Source organism: Aquimarina macrocephali (assembly GCF_051627225.1).
GTDB classification, from domain to species: domain Bacteria; phylum Bacteroidota; class Bacteroidia; order Flavobacteriales; family Flavobacteriaceae; genus Aquimarina; species Aquimarina macrocephali.
Genome location: NZ_CP151795.1, coordinates 2,767,824 through 2,780,612, shown reverse-complemented (window position 1 = coordinate 2,780,612; position 12,789 = coordinate 2,767,824). Strand labels below are relative to the sequence as shown.

At 32.5% G+C, this 12,789-nt stretch carries 15 protein-coding genes and 1 tRNA gene; 4 read left to right on the top strand and 12 right to left on the bottom strand.

What is annotated here, in order from left to right:
• Nucleotides 1-300 precede the first annotated feature (300 nt).
• The 4 genes from AAFU52_RS12020 to AAFU52_RS12005 all read left to right on the top strand — a co-directional run bounded on the left by AAFU52_RS12020 (nucleotide 301) and on the right by AAFU52_RS12005 (nucleotide 4,345).
• Nucleotides 301-1,095: a sensor histidine kinase gene (locus tag AAFU52_RS12020; protein WP_438426537.1), complete on the top strand. Its 795-nt coding sequence runs from the start codon at nucleotides 301-303 to the stop codon at nucleotides 1,093-1,095.
• A 42-nt stretch (nucleotides 1,096-1,137) separates the two neighbouring features.
• Nucleotides 1,138-1,779, top strand: a complete 642-nt coding sequence (locus AAFU52_RS12015; protein ID WP_024772280.1) for a response regulator transcription factor — start codon at nucleotides 1,138-1,140, stop codon at nucleotides 1,777-1,779.
• A 500-nt stretch (nucleotides 1,780-2,279) separates the two neighbouring features.
• Entirely contained in the window at nucleotides 2,280-3,740 is a 1,461-nt protein-coding gene (gene rpoN, locus AAFU52_RS12010; protein ID WP_024772279.1) for an RNA polymerase factor sigma-54, read from the top strand.
• Nucleotides 3,740-4,345: a hypothetical protein gene (locus AAFU52_RS12005; RefSeq protein WP_024772278.1), complete on the top strand. Its 606-nt coding sequence runs from the start codon at nucleotides 3,740-3,742 to the stop codon at nucleotides 4,343-4,345. Before rpoN ends, AAFU52_RS12005 begins: the two co-directional genes overlap by 1 nt.
• On the opposite strand, the gene AAFU52_RS12000 is transcribed toward AAFU52_RS12005, so the two are convergent.
• The 12 genes from AAFU52_RS12000 to AAFU52_RS11945 form a co-directional block, all read right to left on the bottom strand.
• Nucleotides 4,340-5,047, bottom strand: coding sequence for a porin family protein (locus AAFU52_RS12000; protein WP_438426536.1), 708 nt, complete (start codon nucleotides 5,045-5,047; stop codon nucleotides 4,340-4,342). The genes AAFU52_RS12005 and AAFU52_RS12000 overlap by 6 nt on opposite strands.
• 118 nt (nucleotides 5,048-5,165) lie before the next feature.
• Nucleotides 5,166-5,642 (bottom strand): ExbD/TolR family protein, encoded by a 477-nt coding sequence (locus tag AAFU52_RS11995; RefSeq protein WP_024772276.1) that lies wholly within the window; start codon nucleotides 5,640-5,642, stop codon nucleotides 5,166-5,168.
• A gap of 16 nt (nucleotides 5,643-5,658) precedes the next feature.
• Complete coding sequence (locus tag AAFU52_RS11990; protein ID WP_438426535.1) at nucleotides 5,659-6,273, bottom strand: ExbD/TolR family protein; 615 nt, start codon at nucleotides 6,271-6,273, stop codon at nucleotides 5,659-5,661.
• 397 nt (nucleotides 6,274-6,670) lie between these two features.
• A complete protein-coding gene (locus AAFU52_RS11985) occupies nucleotides 6,671-7,153 on the bottom strand; it encodes an ExbD/TolR family protein (RefSeq protein WP_024772275.1) in 483 nt (160 codons plus the stop codon).
• 23 nt (nucleotides 7,154-7,176) lie between these two features.
• Nucleotides 7,177-7,785, bottom strand: coding sequence for an ExbD/TolR family protein (locus AAFU52_RS11980; RefSeq protein ID WP_024772274.1), 609 nt, complete (start codon nucleotides 7,783-7,785; stop codon nucleotides 7,177-7,179).
• A 6-nt stretch (nucleotides 7,786-7,791) separates the two neighbouring features.
• Nucleotides 7,792-8,286, bottom strand: a complete 495-nt coding sequence (locus AAFU52_RS11975) for a hypothetical protein (protein WP_438426534.1) — start codon at nucleotides 8,284-8,286, stop codon at nucleotides 7,792-7,794.
• 99 nt (nucleotides 8,287-8,385) lie between these two features.
• Nucleotides 8,386-9,195, bottom strand: coding sequence for a MotA/TolQ/ExbB proton channel family protein (locus AAFU52_RS11970; protein ID WP_024772272.1), 810 nt, complete (start codon nucleotides 9,193-9,195; stop codon nucleotides 8,386-8,388).
• An 82-nt stretch (nucleotides 9,196-9,277) separates the two neighbouring features.
• Nucleotides 9,278-9,365 (bottom strand) — tRNA-Ser (locus AAFU52_RS11965).
• A gap of 69 nt (nucleotides 9,366-9,434) precedes the next feature.
• Complete coding sequence (locus AAFU52_RS11960; protein ID WP_024772271.1) at nucleotides 9,435-10,469, bottom strand: asparaginase; 1,035 nt, start codon at nucleotides 10,467-10,469, stop codon at nucleotides 9,435-9,437.
• Nucleotides 10,470-10,507: 38 nt separating this feature from the next.
• Nucleotides 10,508-11,296 (bottom strand): TatD family hydrolase, encoded by a 789-nt coding sequence (locus AAFU52_RS11955; protein WP_438426533.1) that lies wholly within the window; start codon nucleotides 11,294-11,296, stop codon nucleotides 10,508-10,510.
• A gap of 110 nt (nucleotides 11,297-11,406) precedes the next feature.
• Nucleotides 11,407-12,144: a tetratricopeptide repeat protein gene (locus tag AAFU52_RS11950; protein WP_438426532.1), complete on the bottom strand. Its 738-nt coding sequence runs from the start codon at nucleotides 12,142-12,144 to the stop codon at nucleotides 11,407-11,409.
• Complete coding sequence (locus tag AAFU52_RS11945; protein ID WP_438426531.1) at nucleotides 12,141-12,728, bottom strand: RNA polymerase sigma factor; 588 nt, start codon at nucleotides 12,726-12,728, stop codon at nucleotides 12,141-12,143. Before AAFU52_RS11945 ends, AAFU52_RS11950 begins: the two co-directional genes overlap by 4 nt.
• Between the last annotated feature and the right edge of the window lie 61 nt (nucleotides 12,729-12,789).

The following is a 12,789-nucleotide window of genomic DNA, read 5'->3' as shown; positions in this document are numbered from 1 at the left end:
AGGATTTTATGAAAATTACACAACTGATTTTCAATCTATTCCATTTATTACAGCTTCACTTTTATTTATTTTACAAACTACTTTATATTTTATCGAAATATTAAATAGTAAACGTATTTTGTATATTAAAAAAAATCTTTTTTTTTGGATTAGTATAGGCCTCCTCATTTTTTATGTAGGAAATATTCCTTTTAGAATAGCAATCAAATATTATGTTGAAAAAGAATCTATAACCATTTTATTTTCCCTTTTTTATGTGTTAATAGTACTAAATTATATCTGTTATATTATAGGTTTTATATGGAGCGACAAGAAACAGCTATATTAATAGCAAGTATTATACTTGTAGTTATTATTGTAATTATGATTTCTCTCTTTTTAATCTTTCAAAAAAGAAAGAACAGTCTCTTGTTACAACAAAAGGAAGCAGAGAAAAAGTTTGAAAGAGCTATTGCAGAGACCCAGATCGAGATCAGAGAAGAGACATTGCGCAACATTAGTTGGGAGTTACATGATAATATTGGCCAGCTACTTACGCTGGCCAAAATACAAGTAAATATAGCGCAAGATGATCCTAAGAAATTAGAAGAGGTTACCGAGACCATAACCAAAAGTCTTACAGAACTGAGATCATTATCAAAATTGATAAACCCAGATACTATAAAAAGCTTAAGCCTCACAGAAGCCATAACATTAGAAATAGAGCGATTTAACCGCATGCAGTTTATTAAAGCTGCAATCACCAGTAATGAAGAGATAGAAGTACTTGATGATAAGGCCGAGATCATCATCTTTAGAATATTGCAAGAATTCTTTACGAATACTATCAAACATTCTAAAGCTACAAATCTGGATGTAGATGTACATTATGATGCCGATAAGTTAGTAATCCATGCAAAAGATAACGGTGTTGGTTTTGATCAGATAGACTGCCCAACCAAAAGAGGGATAGGATTAAGTAATATGCAAAATAGAGGGAGATTAATCGATGCCACTGTACAAATAACATCGCAAAAAGGAAAAGGAACAGCAATAACACTAACCTATCCATATAAAAAAGAAAGTTCGATGGCTTTAGACAATGAAGTTAACTAACTTTGTAAAGAAAACTATTCACACAAATAATAAGTATTGTCAATCATGAAATACTCAGTAGTAATTGTAGAAGATCATATTTTACTATCCCAGGCATTATCTGGGTTAGTTAATGGATTCGCTAAATTTAAAATTCTATATATCTGTAAAAACGGTAAAGAATTACTTACCCGATTTAAAGATCCTAAAAACATCCCTGATATTGTACTTATGGATATCAACATGCCTATTATGAATGGGATTGAAACTACAGCAGCATTAAAAGAACAATACCCACAAGTTAAGGTATTAGCACTCTCTGTAGAAGAAGATGAAAGTACGATTCTTAAAATGCTTAGAGCAGGCGCAAAAGGATATCTCTTAAAAGACACTGAAAAAAGCATCCTGGAAAATGCGCTTATCCAGGTACAGGAAACGGGTTTCTACCACACAAAAGATGTAACTAATTTACTACTAGGCTCCCTAAATCCTAAAGAAGAAAATAATGTAGTACTCAAAGATCGAGAAGTAGAATTTATTAAACACGCCTGTACCGAGAAAACCTATAAAGAAATTGCAAACGACATGTGTTTAAGCCCAAAAACAATTGAAGGATATCGAGATTCTATTTTTGAAAAACTAAGCCTTAAAAACAGAACAGGTTTGGTTATTTATGCTATTAAAAGTAAATTATTTGTTCCTTAGTGTTTTCTTTTTTCTCCATGTATAATATCCTTTGTCTCGGATTTCTGCATACACATGTATAAAAAAACATCAAAAAGAGGGATACACATTTTGTTTTGTACCTTAATTCTATTAAAGGTTCGAAAATTATTATTTTCATAATCCTGCTGAGTTTGTCTAAATACAATCTCCTACCCGCTACTCTACAGAGTGTGATCTGGGAATCTAATCTCTAATTAAACCTGCCGATCATAGATCTGAAAACACTTCGACAATCGTAGTATGGCTGGGAATTTCAAATCTTTTCCATAATCAAACAACATTGACCGGTTTATATCCTAAAAAATATCGTTTATTACATATTATAATTACTTTTGGCCCGTTTATTGATTACATCGAAAAATAAAATCATCCCAATTATGGTTTTATAGCATTTTTTAAATAAACTAACCATCTTATACTTCTTTAAAAACAGTGTTTTTTGTTTATTTTTGTAAGTAGAAGAACATTGACAATTTTTTATGCTAAAACAACAATTAAATTTTAAGCTTTCTCAAAAACTTTCTCCACAGCAGATTCAACTCATGAAGTTGATTCAACTTCCTACGCAAGCATTCGAACAACGTTTGAAACAGGAGATGGAAGAAAACCCTGCTCTTGATAGTGGAAAAGATAAAGCGGATGAATTTGAAGATGCGTTTAGTAATGAAAACTCTGCAGAAGAAGACTATGGAACCGAAAAAATAGAGGCAGATATCAATGTTGATGAATATCTTAGTGATGATGAGATTCCTAGTTACAGGCTTAGTTCTAACAATTACAGTGCTGATGATGAGGAAAAAAGTGTTCCCTATGCCTCCGGGACATCATTCCATCAACACTTGGTTAATCAATTAAACACCTATCGATTTAATGATGAAGAAAGAGAAATAGCTGAATTTCTTGTTGGCAGTGTTGATGAAAGCGGTTATATAAGAAGGTCTTTATCTGATATTTTAGATGATTTAGCTTTTACTCAAAACGTATATACTACCGAAGAAAAAATAGAAAATATCTTACAAATTGTTCATCAACTGGATCCCGCAGGTGTTGGCGCTCGTAATTTACAAGAATGTCTTTGGATTCAGCTGGATAGAAAAGAAACTACCATCCCAATAAAATTAGCTTCAGGAATCCTAAAAAAAGCATTTGATCATTTTAGCAAAAAGCATTATGATAAACTTTTAGTGAAATTTGACATTACTGAAGAACAGCTAAAAGAAGCAATTGATGAAATTGAACATCTTAATCCTAAACCGGGAGGAGCCTATGCAGGAAACAATCGCTTGATTGAACATGTAGTTCCCGACTTTACAATCAGAATCGCAGATGGAGAACTTGAGCTGACTTTAAACGGTCGTAATGCTCCAGAACTTCATGTATCCAGAGAATACAACAACATGCTTCAGGGGTATAAAGCCAGTAAAGAAAAGTCGAAATCACAAAAGGATGCTGTTATGTTTATCAAACAAAAATTAGATGCTGCAAAATGGTTTATCGAAGCTGTAAAACAAAGACAGCAGACACTTTTTATTACTATGAGTGCAATAATGCACTATCAAAAAAGTTATTTCCTTAGTGGAGACGAAAGAAATCTTAAACCAATGATTTTAAAAGACATTGCCGATGAGATCTCTATGGATGTAAGCACCGTTTCAAGAGTAGCAAATAGTAAATATGTTGATACTCCTTATGGAACAAAACTTATCAAAGAGTTCTTTTCTGAATCAATGACCAATGATCAAGGTGAAGAAGTTTCTACTAGAGAAATTAAAAAAATACTGGAAATAACTATAGGTGAAGAAGACAAGAAAAAGCCCCTTACGGATGAAAAGCTTGCCAAAATCCTTAAAGAGAAAGGATATCCTATAGCCAGAAGAACTGTAGCCAAATACAGGGAACAATTAGATATTCCTGTTGCCAGACTACGAAAGAAAATTTAATGAATTTTTTTCTTAGAAGTGTTTCTTATATTTTACATCCATTATTGATGCCCCTTTTGGGCGCTATAATTTATTTTAGTACCGCTCCAAGATTTATTCCTATCGAGATTATTAGAGCCAAAGTCTTTGGATTAATTATTCTTACTATTCTAATACCCATTGTATTATTCTTTTTATTAAAAAGTACAGGAACCATCACCTCAATACATCTCGAAAACGTAAAACAGCGTAAAATTCCACTATTACTACAATCCATTTTACTTATAGTGGTTATCAAAATGGTCATTGATGTATATCATTATCCCGAGTTATATTTTTTCTTTTTAGGAATTCTGTTTTCGTCATTAAGTGCAATTTTCATGGTATTGTTTAATATAAAAGCAAGTTTACATATGATTGGTATTAGTGGAATTACCATGTTTACCGTTGCACTAAGTATTCATTTTGGGCTTAATTTAACTATTCTAATAGCCATGTTGATGATTTTTAATGGACTGGTAGCCACATCCAGATTACACTGCAAAGCACATAGTAATCTAGAATTAATCCTTGGGTTTCTAATAGGAATAATTCCACAACTTACTTTAGCAAATTTCTGGCTATAAAATATAAAACATCAATCCTATTTTTGCAGTATTCAATCCTACAGGTTCTCCCTGAATTACAGCATCACTATTGAATAAGGTATTTAAACTATAGTAGAAATGAAAATTAAAGGTATTCCATCCAAAAGTGAACGTTGCTCCCACTCTCCATCGATTTAATTCATCCAATTTTGTTTGCCTTACCCTATTTCCTGGTTGTTTAAAATTAGATTTAAAAGAATACAGGTATCCCACTCTAACGCCCGTATAAATCCTATAAAATTTATGGGTTTGAGGAGTAGATGTACGCCATCTAAACTCAAAAGGAGCCTCTACCAAATGCGTGGTAAATCTATTAGTACTGTAATCGATACCTTCTAAACTACTAAATATACTCTGTTCTGTATTTTCTTGTTCTCCTATAAATAAATTCTGATTATACACATTTAATGAATAGCCAACTCCCAGACCTATAGCAACATTACGTCTTTTATTGATTGGCATATCCCGTATAAACCCCAAATGTAGCCCTCCCGAAAAACCAGATTGACTTACACCTTTTGGTTTATTAAGTAACAGGTTAAATGTTACTCCTACGTAAAACTGATCTTCTCGATATAAAGAATCTATTTCTATTTCTTGAGTAGAATCCTGCTGCGTCTCCTGTCCCGAAGAAAGAAACACAAACAAATAACATACAATGAATGCAAACAATTTTTTCATATAGGTCACTAAAATAAATCTATTTCTTTAGAAATAAGAGAAAGTTTATAAAAACAAAACGAAATCACACAAAATCCTGCCCAAAGGCAGGATTCTTATTATTAATTAAACAGGTATGCTAAAAATTATCATTTGCTTCTCCGATTTTGGTGGCATAATTAATTTTAAGTGCATGAACTTTCCTTAGCTCATTCTTAATATCACCGACCAGTCCCATTTTGGTATTCTTATCTATCTTTAAAGAAGTTATTAAAAAAGGAAGCAGTGCATCTGTTTTAGAAGCTCTTTCTGCCAAAACAAACGCTTTTATATCCCTTATATCAGCAAACTTATCATTAAGTTGAATTCTAGCTTCAGAACCTATATTCTTGTACCTAGAGCTTGGTTTTCCCGCATATACATTCATAATTAAATTCTTATTGTCTAATTTTTCTATTTGATCTGCGACAGGTAATTTGTTCTCTATCATTAATGTATTGTTCCGTATTACCGTAGCAACCATAAAGAAAAATAATAGCATAAATACAATATCGGGTAGTGATGCCGTAGAAATCTCAGGCAACTGAGTGTTTTTCTTGTTTTTAAATTTAGACATAATTACAAAAATTAAGTTAGTATTGATTTCTAGGTTCTGCTTCAGAAAGTTTTTCTGGGAATAGGGATTGAATTTTCTTAATTCGTTCCCTTAACACCTCTTTATCATTAAGATTACGAGCGCCTTTTAAGATTTTCTTCATTTCTGTAAATGAGATACCATATAGTCTTTTTGCCTCTCGATTACGCAACTCGGTATATGCAGCTACTAATTCATTTTGCACGGCTACATAAGTTGCATAATTTGTCTCACGACTATTAATAAGAGATATAATCGCCTTACTTGGATGATCAGAAGATGTAACATCACCTTCTCCTTTGCAATAATCACAAGCTAAACCATCTGACTTTCCTCCATTATCCAGAAATGCAATAGTGGCGTCTTTAAGGGCCGAAATTTCTATTATAGTGCCTTCTACCAACAACTCATTAAGTTGATTTAGTTCTACCTTAAAGAGATTTTTTTCCTTAATAATTGTTTCTGTAGGGTCATCATCTGCGGGAGGTGGTAATTTTCTAGTGATCCCATAATCTGTTTCCATCTTAGTAGAGACTAAAAAAAAGATGAGTAATAAAAATGCGATATCGGCCATAGATCCCGCATTAACACTTGGTGCTAATCTTCTTGTCATAATAAACATATTTAGTTAATAATTACTTACAGAATCAAAAAACTATGATCATAAGTGACAAGAAATATGCAGAAGAAAAACATGCTGAAACTATATCCGAAAAACCTTTATAACCCACATATATTATCTCTTAACAGAAACAAAAAGTAAGCTATATATTTTTAGAGGGTTTGAGAATTCATTTCGTATTATAACCATTTTATCTATATATTCAATATCACTTTGGAAGGTTAGATATTGATGCTATAAAATGATAGATCACAGCTACTATAAAATTAGCAACAATTGTTATGCCATTTTTGGGAAATGGCGGAAGGAGTAGTACTAAAAAATCCTGCCTATTGGGCAGGATTTTTTAATATCATTTAGACATTTATGCTACGATAATAATAGTATACTATTTAAAATTATCTGAAGCTTTACCAGATTTGGTTGTATAATTAATCTTTAATGCCTGAACTTCTCTTAATTCTTTTTTGATATCACCTACAAGACCCATATTGGTCTTTCCATCTATCTTAAGAGCTGTAATTAGAAACGGAACTTCTTCCTCTCTTTTTGCTGCTCTCTCTGCCAACACAAACGCTTTTACTTCGCTTACATCAGCAAATTTATCATTAAGCTGGATTCTAGCTTGACTACCTGCACTTGCACGATATCTTGAACTAGGTTTTCCTGCATAGATATACATTACTAGATTTTTTTTGTCTAGTTTTTCTATTTGATCTGCAAAAGGCAATTTATTATCTATCATCAGCGTATTTTTACGCATCACCGTTGCAACCATAAAGAAAAACAATAACATAAATACAATATCCGGTAATGATGCCGTAGAAACGGGAGGTAATTCACCACTCTTTTTCTTTTTAAACTTAGACATAAGAATTCTGTTTTATGTTATTTCTATTTTTTAGGCTCAGCTTCTGAAAGTTTTTCAGGAAACAAAAATTGTATCTTTTTGATATCTTCTTTAAGTTTAGTCTTACTTCCAGAATAATTTACATCTTTAAAATCGGCTTCCATTTGTACAAATGTTTTACCATAAAGACGCTGTGCTTCTCTATTACGCAATGTAGTATACGCTGCCACCAATTCATTTTGAACTGCTATATATGCACCGTAATTTGTCTCTCTATTATTATTTAAAGATATAACCGCTTTAGTAGGATTATCCGAAGAAGAAGGATCTCTATCTCCTTGACAGTAATCACAAGCTTCTTCTCCTCTTCCACCACCATTATCTAAGAACTTAATAGCAGCTTCCCGAAGATCTTTCAATTCCATAGGAGCTTCTTCTACCAATAAATCGTTGTTCTTATTCAATTCTACAACAAAAATATTTTTTTGTTTAAGAACTGGCGGCTCTATTTCTTCCTCTTGAGGAGGAGGGAGCTTACGGCTAATACCAGTATCGGTTTCGATAGTAGTAGTAACCAAGAAAAATATAAGAAGTAAGAATGCAATATCTGCCATAGATCCTGCATTAACTTCTGGTGCTGCTCTTCTTGCCATAATTGTTTACTTAATTAGTTTCTTAATACCAGAAAAGAACATCAACCCAACTGCAATAGCAGCCAAAAAGTAAAATGTATACAATCCTGTTCCTACCCATTTAGAGCCACTTTCTGAAAGCATTCCTCCATCATTTAAAGGAGCTTCTACTCCTTCTGCCACAACAAAACCAATGCCCACAACAATAAGGAAAGCAACAATACCAATTGCAGTATTTTTAAGACCTCCTGGGTTTTTAGCTAAAGAAGAGAAAACGGCTATCAAAGTAACTACTATTACACCTATAAAGACAACAACTGTAAGAGTATATAACGGGTTCACCAATGATGTTGCTTCTTTTAAAACATCTATCGATCCTCCTTCTCTAACAAAATCTTTGGTTTCTGTAATACCATATTTCTCCATAAGACCATCAAAGTTATTGCTCATTAAGAACAATAAAAGTGCGCCTATAGCACCTATAGCCATTACGATATATGATAATATTTTTGAAATTTTCATGTTACTAATTTTTTGTTTGGATTACTCACAGGCAACCCTTAATTAAATAAAAGTGTAAATTAAAAATCTTCTAAATCAGATTTTTATTAGAAACATCAATTATTTCTTTTTCTTGTAATCTACCAAAATATCGATCAAAGTAATCGAAGCATCTTCCATATCATTTACAATTCTATCAATTTTTGCAACGATATAGTTATAGAATATTTGAAGAATAATTGCAACAATAAGTCCAAATACAGTAGTAAGAAGTGCTACTTTAATACCACCTGCTACAAGAGAAGGTTGCATATCATCTGCAGCCGCAATTTTATCAAATGCCGTAATCATACCAATTACCGTTCCCATAAATCCAAGCATTGGAGCAAGAGCGATAAATAATGATATCCAAGATACATTTTTCTCTAATTGTCCCATTTGAACACCTCCGTACGCTACAACTGATTTCTCTGCTGCGTCTATACTTTCGTCTGCTCTGTCAAGACCTTGATAATAAATCGATGCAACAGGTCCTTTTGTATTTCTACATACCTCTTTTGCAGCTTCAATACCACCACTGTTTAATGCATCTTCTACATTTTGTTGTAATTTCTTAGTATTTGTTGTAGAAAGATTTAAAAAGATAATTCTTTCAATTGCTATCGCAAGACCTAAGATCAAACATAAAAGTACGATACCCATGAATTGAGGACCTCCTTCAATAAAACGTCTTTTAAGGTTTTGATGAAAAGATAGTTCATCTGTAGTAGCCTCGGATACCGCTTCTTCTTGAATTGTTGTCGTATTAGTTATAGGAGCAATTAGTAATTGCACATTTGCCGTTAATAACTGGGCAGGTGCAGTAGATGCTTGTAAGTTTCCAAAAGTCATTACTGCTGCGATTGCCAGAATAGAAAATAATCTTTTCATTGCGCTGATTCTTAATTTTAATTAGTTAAAGGGTTAAAGATATAAAAATAATATAAAATTTATTAAAAAATTGATAATAATGCAGAGAGGAAGGGATTCGAACCCTCGATACGCTTTTGACGTATACACACTTTCCAGGCGTGCGCCTTCGACCACTCGGCCACCTCTCTAGGTTTTCTCCTAAAAAAATAAGGATGGGCAAATAACAAAAAAAATGTTAACTATTGAAATTTGAGGCGTTAATTTTCTGACATTTCACCACGTAGAGAGGTTTCATAAATGGTTTTGAGGGCTTTAAGTGGTAATTTTTCCCCCAATAAATACATCAATTTTGCTACTGCTGCCTCTGTAGTAATGTCTTTTCCTGAAATAACACCTGCTTTTTTTAGTGCAATACTAGTATCATACTTACCCATTTCTACACTTCCACCTATACATTGTGTAACATTAACTACTGGTATTCCTTTTTGTATAAGATCAAAAATTATAGTGGTAAACCATTTTTTTGTCGTTGTATTACCTGCTCCATATGTTTCTAAAACAACTCCTTTTATAGCTTCTAAAGAGAAAATACTTTTTAAAATGCTCTCATTAATTCCCGGAAACATCTTAACAATAACAACATTATTATCAAAATGTGTATGGTATACCATCTTCTTTCGTCGGTTACACGTTAGTAAAAAAGGTCTATTAACCTTAAGATGCACTCCAGATTCTACCAAAGATGGATAATTAAGTGATTGAAATGCTTCAAAATGCTCTGCATTAATCTTAGTAGTTCTATTGGCTCTAAGTAATTTATATTCAAAATAGAGTCCTACCTCTGTAATTACAGGCTTTCCTTTTTCTTGTAATGCCGAAATCTGAACTGCTGTGATCAGATTCTCTTTTGCATCTGTTCGCAAATCTCCTATTGGTAATTGAGAGCCTGTAAAAATAATAGGCTTAGCCAGGTTTTCAAACATAAAACTAATCGCAGATGCTGTATAAGACATGGTATCACTTCCATGTAAAACAACAAACCCGTCATATTTTTTATAATTGACGTTGATAATTTCTCCTAATTCTTTCCATCGATCAACATTCATATCAGAAGAATCAATAGGTTTATCAAAACTAATGGTATTAATATTACAATCTAATTGTTTGAGTTCTGGAATGTTTAACAATAACTCATCAAAATCAAAAGCTACCAGAGCACCAGTCTTGAAATCTTTGACCATTCCAATGGTTCCTCCAGTATAAATAAGTAATATGTTTGGTGAAGTAATCATATGGCAAATGAACGAAAATTAAATCATATTTTATTGGTCTAAATACCAAATATATCACTAGAGTTTTTGGTAGTGATTGCGGCTATTTCTTCAATAGGTTTTTGATATATCTCTGACAGTTTTTCTAGGATATTAAGCAAATAAGAACTTTCATTACGTTTACCTCGATACGGAGTTGGAGCCAAATATGGAGCATCTGTCTCCAGAACAATATGATCTAATGAAATCTGATTTAAAAATGTATCTATTTTACCATTCTTAAAAGTAACAACTCCTCCTATTCCTAATTTCATATTATACCCTATAGCTCGATTGGCGTCATCTATGGTTCCTGTAAAACAATGAAAAATCCCAAATAGGTCATCACTTTTTTCTGATTCTAATACTTCAAAAACTTCTTCAAAAGCTTCACGACAATGTATTACAATAGGTAACTTGTGTTTTTTTGCCAACTGGATTTGATACCTAAAAGCTTCTTGCTGAGCTGCCAAAAAAGTTTTATCCCAATATAAATCTATGCCTATCTCCCCTATTGCATAAAAACCCTTACCCGTCTCTTTATTAGAACGTTTTTTGAGTTCATCCTCTACAAATACAAGTTCCTCTTTGTAATTCTCTTTTACATGTGTAGGGTGCAGTCCCATCATCAAAAAAACATGTTCTGGGTACTTGGTTTCTATTGCATACATAGCTTTGGTATATGTAGAATCAATAGCAGGAACAAAAAAGCGTGTCACACCATTTTTTATAGCACGTTGCATCATTTCATCCTGATCTTCATCAAAGGCTTCGCTGTAAATATGGGTATGAGTATCGGTTAGTATCATGCCGCAAAAGTATTAAATTAGAGTTAATACCAATCAGCAATGTATTGCTTTTGTTATTGAACTTATTTAAGATTCGCCTTACAAGAGGCAAATTAATAGATCATAACACATTACATCTTTTTCAACAATTCTTGGGCCCGAACGTAATCTTCGGCATCTTCAGGTATATTCTTTAACAATGCAGCGCATTGATCATATTTTTTTTGTTTTAGCTGGTTTAATGATTCAAACCATAATGCTTTATATTTATACCCCGAGTTTCCTTTATATAATTTTTCTAAAACCCGAGTAGTTGCTACATATTTATCCTGTTCTAATAATGATAATCCATAATAGAATTGATATTCTGCATTATTTTCATCTTTTGATAGTAATATCAATAGGTGTTTTTCGGCTTCAGCATAATCTTTGGAGTTAAAAGCATGTTCAGCATTCTTACTATTCTTTTCTGTATCTCCTCTTTCTGTAATTGATAATTCAGGAATATTTGCAAAATCATTATATGCAGGACTGCTTTGACCAAAAAAGTATACTCCAAAAATTATAGCTACACTCGCAGCCGCGGCATATGCCCAAGCAGGCATTCTTATCACTTTGGTTTCTTTTGTAGTTACTTTCCTGTTAAAGTGTGAATCTCCAATTGTTTTCAAATTATTTTCTAATGCTTCTTCCTCTTTTTCTGAAGCAAAACGTGTATCAAGATGTGAATTCAACTCTTGATATAGTTTAAGTTCTTTTGCGATAGACTCATTCTCGCTAATCAATTTTGTTAGTGTTTTTTCTTCGGTAGCAGAAAGCTCGTTGCTACAAAACCGATCAAACAGCTCGTATTTTTCTTCTGGGGTCATAACAAATTCTTTATTTTATTAAACTTAGGAGTGTTTTGAACAAGTTTTGTTAATTGGCCAATACATAAAGACTTCTTTTTACGAACATATCCATAGGACTGTCCTAGTTTTAAAGCTACTTCTTCCATAGACTTTATAGTAAAAGTTGCTTTCAGTAATTCTTTACAAGCTTTACCTAATTGATCAAACATCTCTTTAAAAAGTTCGTGTTTTGCATTAAAAATCTCAGTTTCTTCTGCAAAACGAACACTCTCATCATCTATAGATACAATCTCTTCATTAATTGTTACCTGATGATTAGAATGCTTTTTTAATTCATTCAACCATTTACGTTTACACAATAGGAAGAAATAGGCATCAAACGGACAAGTAAGTTGTAGTCCTTTCTCTTTTGCTTGTTTATAAATAGTGATTAATGTTTCCTGGATAATATCCTGAGCTCTGGATTCATCTCCACTATTGTTTTTTATATACCCAACTACTTTCGGAGCGAATTTATCATAAATCTCGGATAAGATTGCTGTATCATTCTTCAAAAGAGCTTCAATGTATTTCTGATCAGAATGAAATTTGGTGTTTCCCATAAATAGTGAATATAAGCAACTAATTTAAAAAAAGTTATCAAAATAAGGGTAACAAAAAATC

Excerpts from the sequence above, each read along its gene's own strand:
- AAFU52_RS12020 (WP_438426537.1), top strand. The coding sequence starts at position 301 with ATGGAGCGACAAGAAACAGCTATATTAATAGCAAGTATTATACTTGTA.
- rpoN (WP_024772279.1), top strand. The coding sequence starts at position 2,280 with ATGCTAAAACAACAATTAAATTTTAAGCTTTCTCAAAAACTTTCTCCA.
- AAFU52_RS12005 (WP_024772278.1), top strand. The coding sequence starts at position 3,740 with ATGAATTTTTTTCTTAGAAGTGTTTCTTATATTTTACATCCATTATTG.
- AAFU52_RS12000 (WP_438426536.1), bottom strand. The coding sequence starts at position 5,047 with ATGAAAAAATTGTTTGCATTCATTGTATGTTATTTGTTTGTGTTTCTT.
- AAFU52_RS11995 (WP_024772276.1), bottom strand. The coding sequence starts at position 5,642 with ATGTCTAAATTTAAAAACAAGAAAAACACTCAGTTGCCTGAGATTTCT.
- AAFU52_RS11990 (WP_438426535.1), bottom strand. The coding sequence starts at position 6,273 with ATGACAAGAAGATTAGCACCAAGTGTTAATGCGGGATCTATGGCCGAT.
- AAFU52_RS11985 (WP_024772275.1), bottom strand. The coding sequence starts at position 7,153 with ATGTCTAAGTTTAAAAAGAAAAAGAGTGGTGAATTACCTCCCGTTTCT.
- AAFU52_RS11980 (WP_024772274.1), bottom strand. The coding sequence starts at position 7,785 with ATGGCAAGAAGAGCAGCACCAGAAGTTAATGCAGGATCTATGGCAGAT.
- AAFU52_RS11975 (WP_438426534.1), bottom strand. The coding sequence starts at position 8,286 with ATGAAAATTTCAAAAATATTATCATATATCGTAATGGCTATAGGTGCT.
- AAFU52_RS11970 (WP_024772272.1), bottom strand. The coding sequence starts at position 9,195 with ATGAAAAGATTATTTTCTATTCTGGCAATCGCAGCAGTAATGACTTTT.
- AAFU52_RS11960 (WP_024772271.1), bottom strand. The coding sequence starts at position 10,469 with ATGATTACTTCACCAAACATATTACTTATTTATACTGGAGGAACCATT.
- AAFU52_RS11955 (WP_438426533.1), bottom strand. The coding sequence starts at position 11,296 with ATGATACTAACCGATACTCATACCCATATTTACAGCGAAGCCTTTGAT.
- AAFU52_RS11950 (WP_438426532.1), bottom strand. The coding sequence starts at position 12,144 with ATGACCCCAGAAGAAAAATACGAGCTGTTTGATCGGTTTTGTAGCAAC.
- AAFU52_RS11945 (WP_438426531.1), bottom strand. The coding sequence starts at position 12,728 with ATGGGAAACACCAAATTTCATTCTGATCAGAAATACATTGAAGCTCTT.